We start from the raw sequence: 15,581 nt of genomic DNA, 5'->3' as shown, positions 1-15,581 counted from the left end.
CTTTCTGCCAGGACGCAAATTTTCCACACGCGACGTAATACATCATTGAGAGGTTTTAGGATGAAATTCAATTTGATCGTCAGGAGTCTTGCTTTGGCTGGGCTTGTTTTTTCCGTCAGTTCGGCGTATGCCGCAGAAGCCCCGAAGGATGCCACGGCCGCCACGCAACAAGCCAATAACGCCCTGTTTAATCAGCTTCCCTTCTCCGACAACACCGATTTCACGGACGCCCATAAAGGGTTTGTTGCACCGCTTCCTCAGGAGATTATCAAAGGGGAACAAGGCAATGTTATCTGGGACCCACAGCAATATTCGTTTATTAAAGAAGGCGATAAAGCGCCGGACTCCGTTAACCCAAGCTTATGGCGTCAATCTCAGCTGATTAATATTAGTGGCCTGTTTGAAGTGACCGACGGTGTATATCAGATCCGAAATCTTGACCTGTCGAATATGACCATCATTGAAGGGAAAGAAGGTATTACCGTGGTAGACCCGCTGGTGTCGGCAGAAACGGCAAAGGTCGGGATGGATCTCTATTTTAAAAATCGCGGCAAGAAACCGGTCGTCGCCATTATTTATACCCACAGCCACGTTGACCACTATGGCGGCGTGCGCGGCGTGGTGGATGAAGCCGACGTGAAGTCCGGCAAGGTGAAAATCTACGCGCCTGCCGGATTTATGGAAGCGGCCGTTGCCGAGAACATCATGGCGGGTAATGTCATGAGCCGCCGCGCCAGCTATATGTATGGCAACCTGCTGAAGCCTGATGCCAAAGGCCAGGTGGGTGCGGGCCTGGGGACGACCACCTCCGCCGGAACGGTGACGCTGATTGCCCCGACCAACATCATCGAAAAAGATGGGCAGAAAGAGGTTATCGACGGCCTGACCTATGATTTTATGCTCGCGCCGGGCTCCGAAGCGCCGTCCGAAATGCTCTGGTATATCGAAGAGAAAAAACTGATTGAATCCGCTGAGGACGTGACCCATACCCTGCACAACACCTACTCGCTGCGCGGGGCCAAAATCCGCGAGCCGCTGCCGTGGTCGAAATACATCAACCAGGCGATTGTACGCTGGGGTGACAAAGCCGAAATCATCATGGCACAGCACCACTGGCCGACCTGGGGCAACGAAAACGTGGTCAAGCTGCTGAAAAGTCAGCGTGACCTCTACCGTTATATCAACGACCAGACGCTGCGTATGGCGAACGAAGGGCTGACGCGCGACGAAATCGCCGCTAACTTCAAGCTCCCGGATTCACTGGCGCATACCTGGGCTAACCGCGGCTATTACGGCTCGGTAAGCCACGACGTAAAAGCCACCTACGTGCTGTATCTGGGCTGGTTTGACGGCAACCCGGCGACGCTGGATGAACTGCCGCCTGAAGAAGCCGCCAAGAAATTCGTGGAGTATATGGGCGGCGCGGATGCCATCCTGAGCAAGGCGAAAACCGACTTCGACCAGGGTAACTACCGCTGGGTCGCGCAGGTGGTCAGCAAAGTGGTCTTTGCCGATCCGAACAACCAGGCGGCACGTAACCTGGAAGCGGATGCACTGGAACAGCTTGGCTATCAGGCCGAGTCTGGCCCATGGCGTAACTTCTACCTGACCGGCGCGCAGGAATTGCGTAACGGCGTGGTGAAAGGCCCAACGCCAAATACCGCCAGCCCGGATACCGTGCGGGCGATGACGCCGGAGATGTTCTTTGACTATCTGGCTGTTCATATCAACGGACAAAAAGCCGGTGATGCCAAATCGGTGTTTAACATCGATCTGGGCAGCGATGGCGGGAAATATAAGCTGGAGCTGGAAAACGGCGTGCTGAACCACACGGCAAACGCGGAGGCTAAAGACGCTGATGCCACCATCACCCTTAACCGCGACACGCTGAACAAAATTATCCTTAAAGAGGTGACGCTCAAACAGGCCGAACAGAGCGGCGACGTGAAACTCACCGGTGACGGCGCTAAGCTGGATTCTATGCTTGGATATATGGATAAATTTGATTTCTGGTTTAACATTGTGACACCGTAACGAACGGCACGCACCCCTGGGGCGGATATTTCCGCCCTTTTTTATATCGGTGTCCCACGCACTGGAAAATGGCTTCAATGGAAAAAAGACACAACACCACCCCTGAACTTGCCACGTGGCCAACCCGCAAATCGATGGTACTCCATGGGCTGGAAATGAACCTGTCATGGCTGGCATTGGTCAATGTGAGCTTTGCGCTCATGCTCCTGCTGCGCAATACGCTATTTAACGATATCGATAACGTTTTACACGTAGGTCAGCATCTCCGGTTGATGGTGGATACCTCAATGCTGGGGGTGATCATTCTGTCTGCGACGTTAGTGCTGATGGGCTGGCGGCACATGTCGGGCATAAGCGCCGTCTTGTTCATCTGCAGCCTGCTCTGGTCAGCGGCCTGCTACTGGTTAACCGCCGTTGTACAACTCCCCCACGCCTGGCCCATTTTCGTGGTTTTGCTGCTGGCCGGGATGACGGCTCTCTATTTTCACCCGGCGGGGCTGCTGGCTTTCGTCGTGCCCCTCTGGATTGCCCTTCCCGTCGCCAGCCTTGCTTTGAATCAGGGCGTTAATTTGCGTTTTGGCGTGGTCTGGTTGGTGTTTACGCTCATTCTGGTCTGCGGACGATTTATCCTGCTGAGCTGGTTTGAAGAGGCCTGGCGTCGCAACCAGCAGAACCAGTTGTTGATTTCCCGCCTGGACGCGCTGGCCCATCAGGATCCCTTAACCAGGACAGCAAACCGTCGGGCGATGGAGCTGGTACTGGAAAATGCGGTTGAGCAGGGAAAACCGTTTACGCTGATTATGCTGGATGTCGATTACTTCAAGCTCTACAACGATACTTACGGCCATCAGGCGGGTGATGAATGCCTCACACGCGTGGCTGAGGTGCTTAAGAAATCGGTGCGAACCCCTGACGACGTGGTATCACGCTACGGCGGCGAGGAGTTCGTGGTGATCCTGTTTAACTGTCCGGAAAACATCGCTGAAAAGGTTGGCTTACGTATTCAGGACGGCCTGCGCGCAGAGTCCATACCGCACAGCGCGTCAACCGTTAGCGACCATGTCACCGTGAGCATGGGGATTGCGAGCATGGCGGAAGGGTTAGCGGGCACCGAGATCATCGCCCGCGCCGATGCGGCGCTGTATCGGGCGAAAGAGGCCGGGCGGGATCGGTGGTCGCATTAAATAACGCCGGATGGCGCTGCGCTTACCCGGCCTACGGGATCTCAGGAATATGTTGGTTTTGTAGGCCGGGTAAGGCGTAGCCGCCACCCGGCTTGTTTTTTAATAGCGCACGCACACCGACTTAGTTTCACACCAGCCGTCCAGCCAGTCCGGACCGAAGTCACGTCCGGTGCCGGACTGTTTCATGCCGCCGAACGGCATGTTGGCGTCGATCAGCGTATGGCTGTTTACCCACACGGTGCCCGCCTGCAGCCTGTCAGTGTATTCAAGCGCTTTGCTGATGTTCTGCGTCCAGACGCTGGCCGTCAGGCCATATTCAGTGTCGTTTGCCAGCTGGAGCGCCTCCTCTGCGTCGGACACGCGCACCAGGTTGACCACCGGGCCAAACACCTCTTCGCGGGTTAGCCGCAGCGCGGCATCCGGGTTCACCACCAGCGTCGGCGATACGTAATACCCTTTACCGTCCGGGCCGCGGTTGCCGGTGATAAGCTCTGCGTTACGTGCCGTCGCCTCATCCAGGAAGGTCTGCACCTTGTCGCAGTGCGCACGCGACACCAGCGGGTTGATAAAGGCTTCCGGCGACATGCCCGGCCCGACGCTCAGAGATTTCACCGCCTGCTCAAACCCGCTCACCAGCGTGTCGAACAGCGGCGCTTCAATGTAGATACGCGAGCTTGCCGCGCAGACCTGCCCCTGATTCAGGAAGCTGCCGGTCATCAGGCCTTCAATCACCCACGCCGGGTCTGCATCTTTCAACACGATGGCCGGGTTTTTGCCACCCAGCTCCAGGGTAACGCCCGTCAACGTATCCGCCGCAGCGCGCGCAATCTGTTTCCCCGTCGCGGTCGAGCCGGTGAAACTCACTTTCGCAATATGCGGATGCGAGGTTAACGCTGCGCCACATACCGCGCCGCTCCCGGTGACCACGTTGAACACGCCATCCGGAATACCCGCCTCACTCGCTAACTCCGCAACGCGCAGCAAGGTGAGCGGTGTGGTCTCTGAAGGTTTAATGACGATGGAGCAGCCCGCCGCCAGCGCAGGCATCACTTTCCACATGCCAATCATCAGCGGGAAGTTCCACGGCACAATCCCGGCTACCACGCCAACCGGCTCTTTGCGCGTCCACGCCTGGTAGCGCGCGCCCTGAGGCAATGGTATGGAGAGATCGAGGGTTTTCCCCGCAATCTTGGTGGTCAGCCCGGCGGTATAGCGCATCCAGTTCAGGGTACAGCCCACTTCGAAGGCGCGGGAAATGTTGATCGATTTCCCCTGCTCCAGCGTTTCCAGCTGCGCCAGCTCCTCGCCGTGCTGCTCGACCAGATCGGCAAAACGCAGCAAGATGCGTTCACGCTCGGCGGGCAATTTTCCGGCCCAGCTGCGGGCGACAAAGGCCCGCCAGCCGGACATTACCGCGCGATCCACATCATCAACGCTGGCATCGGCGGTTGAGGCAATGACCTCTCCCGTCGCCGGGTTGTAGACGTTCAGGCGCTTTTCACTATCGGACGCAGCCTGACGCCCTTCAATCCACAAGCCGTGGTGGCGATCCAAAAAACGCTGGACCTCGGGCAGGACGGCTACCTGTGATTCAGACATAGGGTACTCCTTCGTTATTCTTCGCAGGGTGTTAATGCAGTCTACGAGGGGTTTCGCATTCCCGCTTTTGTCTGTGTGACATTCGCTTTGCCACCTGTGACAGGCTCCGCAAAACATGATAATTGCCGCTTATAACGCTGTTACCGATGAGTGTTCTTTCCTATAGTCAGCCTAATGGCTCTGACAAATTGCAACACAAATGCAACAATGCAAAAACATTGACGGTGCGGCGAGATAAACAATGGCATGTGCGAGCGAACAGGAAAAATATCAGCAATGGCTGGCGCAGATTAACCAGGTTTGCGGACGGTTTGACGCTCGCCCGTTAGAGGGCACATTCATTGGCGAGCTCGAAACCAGCTACGCAAGAAGCCTGAAGCTCAGCACCGTGACCGCAGGCAACGTCAACCTGTTCCGTACCCGCCGGGAAATTAAAAACAGTAACGATGCCTGGTTTTACGCCGTGTTTCAGCTTGAAGGCGGTGCCGAGATTGAACAGGATGACCGACGTTCCATTCTCCATACCGGCGACATAACGCTCATCGACGCGTCGCGCCCCTGCTCCATCTCCTGGCAGGATAAATCCCGCCAGATTTCACTCCTCGTGCCGCGTCAAATCATCGAGCAGCAGTGTCGTTTTCAGGAGGTAAGCTGCGCGCTAACGCTTTCGCGTAGCCTGCCGACCGTACAATTGAGCCATCGCCTGTTACAGGAGAGTATGGGGAATGCGGACCTGAGCGACAGGGAGAGCGAAGCGGCGCTGGAGGCAATGGTCTGCCTGCTCCGCCCGGCGTTTCAGCAACGTGACGTCGTCCAGCCGCGAAAGGAACGTCAGTTCCAGCACGTCCTCTCGCTGATTGAAGATCATATTCAGTCTGATGCCCTGCGGCCGGAGTGGATTGCCTCAGAGAGCGGGATGTCGGTACGTAGCCTGTACCGCATGTTTGCCGATAAGGGGCTGGTCGTGGCGCAGTACATCAAAAACCGCCGCCTGGACCTTTGCGCGCAGGTGTTGCGCTCCGCCAGCGATGATGAAAAGCTGGCGGGGATCGGCTACAGCTGGGGCTTTGCCGATCACAGCCATTTTTCAACGGCATTTAAGCAGCGTTTTGGCGTGTCTCCGGGAGAGTATCGCAAGCGTTTCCGCTGATCACTTCTTCAGCCATTTACCGTTAATGCCCTTCACGTATTCACCCGGCTGCGCGCGGGCAACCAGCTTTTGCCCCGCCATTATTGCCACTTCGTCTACGGGTAAGTTATTGCTGTCGGCCAGCTTCTGATAGCTTTCCGTGCGCGCCGCGTTAATGCGGCTGACCAGCGCCAGTGTTTCAGCATCGTGTTTGATCGGCGCGATATAGCCGCTCAGTGTCTCCCCCACGCGCCCCTGCTCACGGGCGTCATTCAGGGTAAGGGTTGCCGCCTGCACGTGCATTCCCAGTGCCAGCAAAATGAGAGCTAACGTTCGTTTCATGGCGTCCTCAGAACAGATCGCTGCGCGATTTCAGCAGGGTTTCAACGTCTTTATCGACCTTAATATGGATCTCGTGTTCGATTTTGACGTTCATGTTGATGGTAATCGGCTCCTTTGGTGCAGCGACTTCAATGCGCGGCGTACAGCCTGTCATCAGCGCGGCAACGGCAACGGTGAGTACACCAGCCATCTTTTTCATTGTTGTTCCTCACTTTCCTTGCCAGTCGAACTGCGGAGACCCGGTATCGCCGCATGTTGCTCAAACCATGTTTGCAGGTTGTCCCCAAAGCGCAGGCTGCGCCAGAGGGTAAATAGGTTCTCTTCGTGGGTGTAATTCAGGTTCACGGTGCTGCTTTTGCCATCAACGCGGCTGGTGCCTTTAATGGTCGCCTGCAGCGTTAATACACCCAGATTATCTACATTGAGTTTTGTCCACGATTGGGAAATTTCCATATAGCGTAACCAGTTAATCGCCGCCCCTGCGACCATATTGTCTTTCACAATGGCATCAGCCGTGTCTTTGTCGAGACGCAGCGTCATCGGCCCAGGGTTGGTCAGCCAGCCATCTTTGATGATCCATTTTTCATTGTCCAGCCAGAACGGTAGCGCGCCGCTGACCGGCCCGGACATCGCAAACTGTTTCGGATTGACGGCGCTTACCAGCTCGCTGGACGAGATATTGTCCACGCGCAGCAATGCCGGATCGTGCTGCGGCATCCTCAGCTGCTGCATGGTGATTTTCCCGCCCAGCACCTCAACCTTGACGTTGGTGAGCAACAGCGGGTTCTCCTCGCTCCAGGGGTAGTCTCCCTGCAAATCCGCGGTGATATTCCTTGCCGTGACCAGGTTTTGCACCTCGCCGATACGCAATGTGACCGGCCCGCGCGTGCCCAGCGACCATGTGCCTTCGCTAAAACGGAACGGCAGGACAAAGTCGATACCGTTAATCTGGTTATCCGGCATCCAGACGCTGCCGGATTTCACCACCCCGTGACCGCCTGCTTCAAAGCCCTGACCGGCCGCAGCCGAGAAGGCCACCTGCGCATACAGTTCACCGTCGTGCAGCGTCATCTTCCAGTCGGGTGGGATGAGCGGCTGGAACACGGTGAGCGACTGTTTCGGCCACCAGGCCTGACCACGAAGGCGTTCGCCGTCCCAGCGTCCATTGACCTGTACCGGACCAATTTTGTCGGCGTGGAGGTCGCCCCTGAACTGAAAGAGCGTCGGATCGGTGCCATCAACGCTGAAGCTCAGTACCGAAGGCGGCAGTACGCTTCCGCCGGAGAACGTCGTTTGTCCGGCATTCAGCGCCAGAGCGCCGCTGAAGGAGGGTTTGGCCGGATCGCGGTTCCAGCGAACGGGGGTATCCAGTACCAGGCGAGGCTCGCCTACCGTCATGGTGCCGTACTGGAGTTTGTCAAATCCGGTCGAGAGTTCAGTTAACTCAATAAGCGCGTCGCGCCACTCGCCTTTACCGGCGACATCCCAGCGCGCGTGCATAGGCGTAAAGCTCCCTTTTCCCCAGTAGCGCCACTGCCACACGCCATTATCGGGTAAAAAGTCATTGGCCTGACCGTCCAGGTGCAGTTCGAAGTCGCCCATTTCATTTTCATGCGCGCGCAGAATGGCCTGAAGTCGACCATCGACGCCTTTTTGCGTGAGCTTCACGCCCGCCAGCGGCCAGCGGATTTCATCAATATCCAGCGAATCGATAATGCGACCGCGCGAACGCAGCAGCGCGCCGGGTTCAAAGGAAAGCTGCGGATCGTTGAGGCTTCCGGTCAGTTTGGCCGGGAGTTTGGCGTAGAGAATGAGATCGTTTTGTTTCGCCTCGCCGCTCAGATACAGCGGCATATCGCTGTTTTCCATGCTAAGCGAACCCGGGCCGATATTCAGGACCGCATTACCCTTGCCCGCATCGCCCTGCGTTAATACATTCAGTCGCCCGGAAACGGTGGCTTTTTCCAGCCCCTGCTGCCAGTTATCAATACGCAGGGCAACACGCCCGCTGAGCGGCAGGCCGGACAGCGCCCAGCTCCAGCGTCCGTCGCTGATATTCAGCTGTTCGGCGGTAATCTGCCACGGCAGGTCGAGCAGCGGATCGGGATTGTCCCGCGCCATCACCACCAGTTGTCCCTGATTGTCTTCCCAGTCCAGATCGGCATCGACCAGAGAGTTCAACTGTGGCACGTTAAAGGTGGCAACGGCATGGCCTTTCACCGGCACGCCGTCCGGCACCAGCGGCAGAGTAAATTTCCCGACCAGTTTTACAGGCTGCGGCTGGTCTGGAAGGCGAATATCGAACTGACTGACAGAGAGAGTTTGTCCGCGTAGCTGGCCTTTAATGCTGACCTGCTTGCCTTTATAGGTGATTTCCTGACTGGCGGGAGTGAGTGACGCATGAAGTTCGCCCTCCCACTGCTGCCAGGGGGCAAGAGAAAGACGATGCACCGTCAGCCAGGTATTCGGTAACACCGCCTGCCACTGGGCCAGCGTTTTGGGTGCCACCGTCGACGGCGCAGATTGCGGGAGTTTGCTGAGGCAGACGGCGTTAAGCTCAAGGTTGCCTACATCAAGCTTCCAGCGGCTTGGGTGTGACAACGTCACGTTGTCGATACGCGCAATTTCACACTCGTCCACCAGATAGCGAAGATCGGGGATCACCAGCGCGTGACGGGTGAGTTTTGGGCTTTCCTCGAAAGCGATACGCGTTCCGACGGGGAGCCAGATCCCGGCGAGTGTTGGCACCCACTGGGCGAGCGTCATCAGCAGCGTCAGCGGCACCAAAATCAACAGCAGTAAAAGCGCAATCGCGGCTTTGTATTTACCCTTCATGGGCAGTTAATATCCTGATTTAGCGAAAGAATTAAGCCGACATTGCCGATCATTGTCGCATGTTTAGCCAGTCAGTTGAAGTGAATGCCAGATTAAAGGATAGATGCTGGAATGTTAAGTTGCGTAACTAGTAACTATTCCGTGGCATCGCCAGCAGGTAAAGCATGGCGAAAATGAGTGATCCCCAATACACCGAATCGTACCGCCAGGGATCAAAGTCAATGTGTAAAAAACCGCTCATAAACGCATGACCATTGGCAAAAATGTTTATTTGCACGGCAGCAATGGCGATGACAAACAGCGTATAACCAATGAAAAGGGGATATTTGCGGAGCCTGTTCACCTTGCGTTTTCCCACGTAAAGCAGAAAAAAAATGACTGACGATACAATGAAATAGGACAGCACAGGCCAAATAGACGGGGTTGATGACAACTCAAACTGTTTCAGCATGCTCTAGTCTCCTTTTTTCTCTATTGCCTCTCTCAATACGTAACGCCACCCCATTACCTCTGTAATGCATTGCAGTTTTCACAGCCCCTTGCCATCCTTTAACATCATCCTATAGACGGCATATTGCTTCCTTCACCGACTCCATCTCCCAACCCAGTCCCAGATAAGTTTCGCTCCCGCGGTTTGTCGCAGTAAGAATATCATGGAGTTAGGATGTGAACATGCTCTAGAATAATTGATAGAACTTATTGAATTCAATAATATTTTATAAATTGTAAGATTATTTTAATCATGCTAACGTGAATGCAAAATCACTGGAGAAAGTCTTATGAAACTCGCGGTATATAGCACAAAGCAGTACGACACAAAGTATCTGCAACATGTTAACGAGGCTTACGGGTTTGAGCTTGAATTTTTCGACTTTCTGCTGTCTGAAAAAACCGCCAAAACGGCGCACGGCTGTGAAGGCGTCTGCATTTTTGTGAACGATGACGGCAGTCGTCCGGTGCTGGAAGAGCTGAAAAAGCAAGGGGTGAAGTATATCGCCCTGCGCTGTGCGGGCTTTAATAACGTGGATCTCGACGCGGCGAAGGAGCTGGGCCTGAGGGTGGTACGCGTTCCGGCATACTCCCCGGAAGCGGTCGCGGAACATGCGATTGGCATGATGATGTCGCTCAACCGACGTATTCACCGCGCTTATCAACGCACCCGTGATGCCAACTTCTCGCTGGAGGGGCTGACGGGCTTTACCATGTACGGGAAAACCGCTGGCGTTATCGGCACCGGCAAAATTGGCGTCGCTGCCCTCAGGATCCTGAAAGGCTTTGGTATGCGCCTGCTGGCGTTTGATCCGTACCCAAGCGCAGCCGCGCTGGAGCTGGGCGTGGAGTATGTTGACCTGCAGACGCTGTTCTCCCAGTCTGACGTGATCTCCCTGCACTGCCCGCTGACGCCGGAAAACTACCACCTGCTTAACCAGTCGGCGTTTGACCAGATGAAAGATGGCGTGATGATCATCAACACCAGCCGCGGCGGGCTGGTGGACTCTCAGGCCGCTATCGAAGCGCTGAAGACCCAGAAAATTGGCGCGCTGGGCATGGACGTGTATGAGAACGAACGCGATCTGTTCTTCGAAGACAAGTCCAACGACGTGATCCAGGACGACGTATTCCGCCGCCTGTCTGCCTGCCATAACGTGCTGTTTACCGGACACCAGGCGTTTCTGACTGCCGAAGCGCTGATCAGCATTTCAGAAACCACGCTGGGTAATCTGCAGCAGCTGGAAAAAGGTGAAGCCTGCCCTAACGAGCTGGTTTAAACCTTTCGCCGGGTGGCGGCTATGCCCCACCCGGCGTACTGTCTGTTTCCCAGGTCCGGTGCGCAAAGCACCACCAGAGCAGGACGGCAACAAGGGCAATCGCGCTCAGTACATTGAATGCCGTCGCAAACGAGTAATGACCGGCGATCGTCCCGGTTAACGCCGGGCTCATGGATGCCCCAACCCCCTGCATCAGCATCACCACGCTCTGCCCGGCATTGACGTGCCCGCTCCCGCGTAAAAGCACCACAATAAACGACGGTACCACGACACCCAGGATCCCGGCGGCCAGTCCGTCGAGAATTTGTACCGGGATCATCATCAGCGGCGCGTCCGTAAACGCCGCCAGCGCAGCGCGCACCGGCATGACCAGCAGCGCCAGCATGATTAAGCGCCAGTAGCCGTAGCGTTCAATTCGGCCTGCGACCCAAAGTGCGACGGGGATCATCACGGCCTGAGAGATGATGACGGTACCTGCGGCATACAAACCGGGGTTGATCGTAGCGGGTGCCGCCGCCACCCTCATGCTCAGCATCGGCAGCAGCGCGGCGTTCGCAAGGTGAAACAGCAGTAGCGTCAGTCCGGTCACAAACAGTGCGCGATTTTTAATCAGTACCGCAAAGCCGGGCACTGGCAGGTTCGCTGAAGACGAGAGTCCTCGCGCCGCGTCGTTGTCGATGTCCCCGTTGCGGATGGCAAGCAGCGCGAAGAGCGTGAGCAGCGTCGTACAGGTCATCAACAGGAATATCCCCCCGACGCCCCAGTACCAGGCAATGCCGCCTGCTATCAGTGCGGTCATGAAATTGCCCGCGTGATTAAACGCCTCGTTTTTACCCATTTGCGCGCTGAACCCGGCCTGGCCGGTCAGGCCCAGCGTAACCCCGGCAATCAGCGGCCCCACAAACGCCGCGCAGATGCCAGTGACCATTTGCGAAACGGCGACAACGCCAGTCTGCTGGCTAAACCAGAGCAGCAAGGTGCTCAGAGTGATCAGGATGCAGGCCAGTGCCAGCAAGGAGCGTTTGTTCCGGGAGGTATCAGTGATAAACCCGGCCGGAAGCGTGGCCAGTAACCCCGCCAGCCCACCGGCCGTCATCAGGATGCCGATAGCATCGGGGGTCCAGTGGCGTTCAGTCAGAAAGATGCCGAGAAAAGGACCGAGGCCATCGCGGACATCGGCAATGAAAAAACTTGTCAGGCATAATGCCCGCAGCGAACGAAGAGGCATACGGCCTGCCTTTTGATGTTATCGCCTGAAAAAAGGAGATGTAGTATACCGGGCTTTTTTGAAAAGCAGATGACGTCTTAAAAACATTCTTTCCGAACTTTGTACCCGTTATGTCAGCTTGCTCTCTGTTTTCCTGCAATTAACGGTCTAACCTGAATTGTGTGAAAAACACTCAGGAGGGACACATGTACAACTCAATTTTGGTTCCAATTGATATTTCGGAGGATAGCCTGACGCACATGGTTATTCCTTTCGTTCAGGCACATACAGCACTGAATACGGCCAAAGTCCACTTTCTTACTGTTATTCCATCACTTCCTTATTATTCATCATTAGGTTTGGCCTACTCCGTGGAAATGCCGAAGCTGAAAGAGTTCCAGCACGCGGCCTTAGCAAAACTGGATGAAATCGTTAAACAATTCAAAATTCCTGCAGACAAGATCCAGACTCACGCGGTGACGGGATCCCCTAAGGATCAGATCCTTAAGCTCGCTGACACGATCGCTGCCGACCTGATTATCATCGCTTCCCACAAACCTGACATATCGACATATCTGTTGGGTTCAAATGCGGCGGCAGTGGTGCGGCATGCGAAATGTCCGGTACTGGTCGTAAGATAGAAAACCGGGCGAGAAGCCCGGTTTTTCGTTGACGTTTCCCCGAGTCAGGGCTGAAAAAACGCGTTTAAACATTCAGTACGTTTGCGTTTAAATTAAGATCGGCAATCGCTGCCGGTTTTCCAAGCAGGTAGCCCTGAACTTCATCACACTTATTTTTTTTAAGAAAAGACAGCTGTTCGGCGGTCTCTACCCCTTCTGCGGTGACCGCCATAGAATAGGCTTTACCCAGATCGATAATTTTCTCTACGACTGACTGGTTCTGTAGCGAGTCGCCCAGGGTAAAAATAAAGCTCTTGTCGAGCTTAAGCCCATCAAACTGAAACTTGCGGAGATAGCTCAGGGAGGCATAGCCGGTACCGAAGTCGTCAATCAGAATGCGAACGCCCATTTTTTTGAGAGACTTCATGGTCTGCAGGGTTTTTTCAGGATCGGAAAGTGTGACATTTTCAGTCACTTCTATTTCCAGCCGGTTAGGTTCAAGCCCGGTTTCGTGGAGCATCTCTTTTATCCTCTCGGCAAGATCGCTTGCCTGAAATTCAATAGCAGAAATATTGACGGATACCGATAACCCCGGCAGTTTATCTTTTGTCTCCGCACACGCTTTACGTATGACCCAGTTGCTGAGGCTAATAATCAGACCCGTTTCTTCAGCCAGCGGGATGAACCGATCGGGCATCATGATCCCCCGCTGCGGGTGCTGCCAACGTACCAGCGCTTCGACGGCATCTATTTTAGAGTTTCGGAGGTTATAGCGCGGCTGGTAAACCAGGTAGAGCTGTTCTTCACGAATCGCGGTCTTCAGTTCTAATTCCAGCTTTCTCCGTTCGGATAACTTTTCCGACATATCCGGGCGATAATAGACCCATCTGTTTCTGCCGGATTGTTTCGCCTGGTAAAGCGCAATATCCGCATAGCGTAAAAGATCGTTCGCGCTGCTGCTGTCCTGAGGAGCCAGTGCAATACCCATGCTTACGCCTATCGCCACATCATTGCCCTCAATGGAGAAAGGACGGTTGATTTCCTGTACGATGCGGTGACATACCTCCTCAATCTGGTCTTTTTGGCGGGTATTGCCGAGCAGCAGCATAAACTCATCCCCTCCCTGCCGTGCGACAAAATCTTCCCGACGAACGCAATTTTTAAGACGTAAAGCGACCTCACCGAGCAGGGCATCCCCCGTGGAGTGTCCAAAAATATCATTGACGGGTTTAAACTTGTCTAAATCAAGGCAAATCATCGCAAAGGGATAATGGTTAAGGTCTTCTTTCGCCAGCTGGCCTGCCAGAAACTCCTTAATATGATACCGGTTCGGTAGACCGGTTAATTCATCATGGCGTGACAGGAACTCCACACGCTTTGTTGCTTCAACCTCCTGAGAGACGTCGGTTGCCGCACCACGCAAAACCACCGTGCCATCAGGCTGAGCGGAAAACTTTGCCAGAAGCGTGCAATATGATGTGCTTTGTAGCGCGTGAATATAAGGACAGTTTTTAAATTCAAAGCGTTCAGTTAAGTCCCGCTGCCTGGCACAGCTCTGTGATAATCCGCTTGTCGACGGAAAGAGTTCATCCAGCCTGCGGCCTATCCATTTGCTATTTTCATATCCCGTTATTGTAGAAAAACGACCTGATAGCCATGTTATCTTTAACGATAAATCTGTTTCCCAGAACCAGTCGCTGGTTGTTTCACTGACGTCGCGGAATCGTTTTTCACTCGTAATAAGATTCAACCGCGCCTGTTCCAGCAGAAAGGTATTTTCGTCAAGCATTCTCGCCTTCTGCATAATATGACGCATGAGAATAATCGTCATCGATACCGTCAGAATGACTAGAAGGATGAGCAAGGGTAAAAAATAAACAATCAACGCCTGGCCGGGATTTTCTCCGTCCCAGATAATTTGCACACTCCCATTCTGGGTGCTTAAGGTAAATTCTGTCAGATTATTTGTTTGAGGGTTGACTCTAACGGGTGTAGTACGAACATTTTGGATTCTGGCATCCTGCCCAATCGTGAGGAGTTTTTTAGCGGTTAACTTGTCGATAAACACCATTGTCGAAGGTTTCCCCGGCAAGGGTTGCACGCTGGTATCATCGCCCGTCGTTATCCATTCCGCAGAAACGATGGCCGGAACGGAATCGATAAGCGTTAGCATAGACACCGGCAATCCCTTTTTTATGCTTATCTCCAGGAGTAAACGGTCTTTGGTTGATTTATCTAACCAGCTTTCCAGATCCTGCTGCCTGAGTTTCCCGTCAACCACGCTGTATCGCGTGCTTCCATCCGGGGAGAGAACAAATACCCCTTCGTAACCAAAGTTGTCATACAGTGACTTCCCCAGGTTCTGCTTATCCCATGCCCAGTGGACGTCAGTGTTCAGATGAAGATGTTTATAGGCATCTCCCCACTCTGCATAGTCTTTCAAATGACTTCGCATACTTTCCTGGCGAGTATCCAGGGCTTTACTTAACAAAAATTCATCGTGCTTGTCGCTGATTTCATTAACATTATCTTTTATTATCAGGAGGGAAATTATTGCTGCAATGAAAATACTTATCAACAACGTTACAATATAGGTAAAGGTTTTATTTATCAGGCCTTTAGAAGGCTCGATATCCATAAAGCCCGGATTGTTCAGAGGTAGAGTCATCTTTCGCCTTCTTAACTGCTATTACGTCAATTTTTATGCCATTTACCTTTATCGGCACAACATAATAAAATTTTATAGTTAAAAAACTGAAGCCGCAGAATATTTTATTCCCCCAATCCAGATCAAATTATTAATCATTAACTCTTTTACAGATTAAACCCGGTTAGTTAAATATACCTTTCGCAGTAACGTTT

Annotated in this window: 12 protein-coding genes; 5 read left to right on the top strand and 7 right to left on the bottom strand. The window is 53.9% G+C overall.

The window, feature by feature from the left end; translation table 11 throughout:
- The first annotated feature begins 60 nt into the window (after positions 1–60).
- Both K5E19_RS03125 and K5E19_RS03120 read left to right on the top strand, forming a co-directional pair.
- The gene (locus K5E19_RS03125; protein ID WP_221549926.1) at positions 61–2,034 is read left to right on the top strand and encodes an alkyl/aryl-sulfatase; all 1,974 of its coding nucleotides are present in this window, start codon (positions 61–63) and stop codon (positions 2,032–2,034) included.
- Between the two features lie 77 nt (positions 2,035–2,111).
- Complete coding sequence (locus tag K5E19_RS03120; RefSeq protein WP_221549925.1) at positions 2,112–3,218, top strand: GGDEF domain-containing protein; 1,107 nt, start codon at positions 2,112–2,114, stop codon at positions 3,216–3,218.
- A gap of 99 nt (positions 3,219–3,317) precedes the next feature.
- Here K5E19_RS03120 and K5E19_RS03115 read toward each other — a convergent pair whose 3' ends face one another.
- Complete coding sequence (locus K5E19_RS03115) at positions 3,318–4,817, bottom strand: aldehyde dehydrogenase family protein (RefSeq protein ID WP_221549924.1); 1,500 nt, start codon at positions 4,815–4,817, stop codon at positions 3,318–3,320.
- Between the two features lie 241 nt (positions 4,818–5,058).
- Here K5E19_RS03115 and feaR point away from each other — a divergent pair, with 241 nt between their 5' ends.
- Positions 5,059–5,967 carry a transcriptional regulator FeaR gene (gene feaR / locus K5E19_RS03110; protein ID WP_221549923.1) on the top strand — a complete coding sequence of 303 codons (909 nt, stop codon included), beginning with the start codon at positions 5,059–5,061 and terminating at the stop codon, positions 5,965–5,967.
- Here feaR and K5E19_RS03105 read toward each other — a convergent pair whose 3' ends face one another.
- The 4 genes from K5E19_RS03105 to K5E19_RS03090 all read right to left on the bottom strand — a co-directional run bounded on the left by K5E19_RS03105 (position 5,968) and on the right by K5E19_RS03090 (position 9,574).
- Positions 5,968–6,288 carry a YdbL family protein gene (locus K5E19_RS03105; protein ID WP_221549922.1) on the bottom strand — a complete coding sequence of 107 codons (321 nt, stop codon included), beginning with the start codon at positions 6,286–6,288 and terminating at the stop codon, positions 5,968–5,970. It lies immediately after the preceding gene.
- Positions 6,289–6,295: 7 nt separating this feature from the next.
- Positions 6,296–6,487 (bottom strand): YnbE family lipoprotein, encoded by a 192-nt coding sequence (locus K5E19_RS03100; RefSeq protein WP_010430706.1) that lies wholly within the window; start codon positions 6,485–6,487, stop codon positions 6,296–6,298.
- Complete coding sequence (locus tag K5E19_RS03095) at positions 6,484–9,123, bottom strand: YdbH family protein (protein ID WP_221549921.1); 2,640 nt, start codon at positions 9,121–9,123, stop codon at positions 6,484–6,486. Before K5E19_RS03095 ends, K5E19_RS03100 begins: the two co-directional genes overlap by 4 nt.
- Before the next feature lie 127 nt (positions 9,124–9,250).
- On the bottom strand, positions 9,251–9,574 hold the full coding sequence (locus K5E19_RS03090) for a hypothetical protein (protein WP_221549920.1): 324 nt from the start codon (positions 9,572–9,574) through the stop codon (positions 9,251–9,253).
- A 328-nt stretch (positions 9,575–9,902) separates the two neighbouring features.
- Between K5E19_RS03090 and K5E19_RS03085 the strand changes: the two genes are divergently transcribed.
- Positions 9,903–10,892 (top strand): 2-hydroxyacid dehydrogenase, encoded by a 990-nt coding sequence (locus K5E19_RS03085; RefSeq protein ID WP_221549919.1) that lies wholly within the window; start codon positions 9,903–9,905, stop codon positions 10,890–10,892.
- A gap of 19 nt (positions 10,893–10,911) precedes the next feature.
- Here K5E19_RS03085 and K5E19_RS03080 read toward each other — a convergent pair whose 3' ends face one another.
- Positions 10,912–12,120, bottom strand: coding sequence for an MFS transporter (locus K5E19_RS03080; protein WP_221549918.1), 1,209 nt, complete (start codon positions 12,118–12,120; stop codon positions 10,912–10,914).
- 185 nt (positions 12,121–12,305) lie between these two features.
- Here K5E19_RS03080 and uspF point away from each other — a divergent pair, with 185 nt between their 5' ends.
- Positions 12,306–12,740, top strand: a complete 435-nt coding sequence (uspF, locus tag K5E19_RS03075; RefSeq protein ID WP_221549917.1) for a universal stress protein UspF — start codon at positions 12,306–12,308, stop codon at positions 12,738–12,740.
- Positions 12,741–12,804: 64 nt separating this feature from the next.
- Here the strand turns inward: uspF and K5E19_RS03070 are convergent, their stop codons facing one another.
- A complete protein-coding gene (locus K5E19_RS03070; RefSeq protein WP_221549916.1) occupies positions 12,805–15,387 on the bottom strand; it encodes an EAL domain-containing protein in 2,583 nt (860 codons plus the stop codon).
- Positions 15,388–15,581 lie beyond the last annotated feature (194 nt).

The organism is Enterobacter sp. RIT637, assembly GCF_019718755.1.
In the GTDB taxonomy this organism is placed as follows: Bacteria; Pseudomonadota; Gammaproteobacteria; order Enterobacterales; family Enterobacteriaceae; genus Enterobacter.
Note: the sequence above shows the minus strand (reverse complement) of the source record. Positions and strands in the feature narration are given on the sequence as shown.

Bases quoted from the DNA above. Each gene is read 5' to 3' on its own strand.
- K5E19_RS03070 (WP_221549916.1), bottom strand. From the start codon at position 15,387: ATGACTCTACCTCTGAACAATCCGGGCTTTATGGATATCGAGCCTTCT.
- K5E19_RS03085 (WP_221549919.1), top strand. From the start codon at position 9,903: ATGAAACTCGCGGTATATAGCACAAAGCAGTACGACACAAAGTATCTG.
- K5E19_RS03120 (WP_221549925.1), top strand. From the start codon at position 2,112: ATGGAAAAAAGACACAACACCACCCCTGAACTTGCCACGTGGCCAACC.
- K5E19_RS03115 (WP_221549924.1), bottom strand. From the start codon at position 4,817: ATGTCTGAATCACAGGTAGCCGTCCTGCCCGAGGTCCAGCGTTTTTTG.
- K5E19_RS03095 (WP_221549921.1), bottom strand. From the start codon at position 9,123: ATGAAGGGTAAATACAAAGCCGCGATTGCGCTTTTACTGCTGTTGATT.
- feaR (WP_221549923.1), top strand. From the start codon at position 5,059: ATGGCATGTGCGAGCGAACAGGAAAAATATCAGCAATGGCTGGCGCAG.
- K5E19_RS03090 (WP_221549920.1), bottom strand. From the start codon at position 9,574: ATGCTGAAACAGTTTGAGTTGTCATCAACCCCGTCTATTTGGCCTGTG.
- uspF (WP_221549917.1), top strand. From the start codon at position 12,306: ATGTACAACTCAATTTTGGTTCCAATTGATATTTCGGAGGATAGCCTG.
- K5E19_RS03105 (WP_221549922.1), bottom strand. From the start codon at position 6,288: ATGAAACGAACGTTAGCTCTCATTTTGCTGGCACTGGGAATGCACGTG.
- K5E19_RS03125 (WP_221549926.1), top strand. From the start codon at position 61: ATGAAATTCAATTTGATCGTCAGGAGTCTTGCTTTGGCTGGGCTTGTT.
- K5E19_RS03100 (WP_010430706.1), bottom strand. From the start codon at position 6,487: ATGAAAAAGATGGCTGGTGTACTCACCGTTGCCGTTGCCGCGCTGATG.
- K5E19_RS03080 (WP_221549918.1), bottom strand. From the start codon at position 12,120: ATGCCTCTTCGTTCGCTGCGGGCATTATGCCTGACAAGTTTTTTCATT.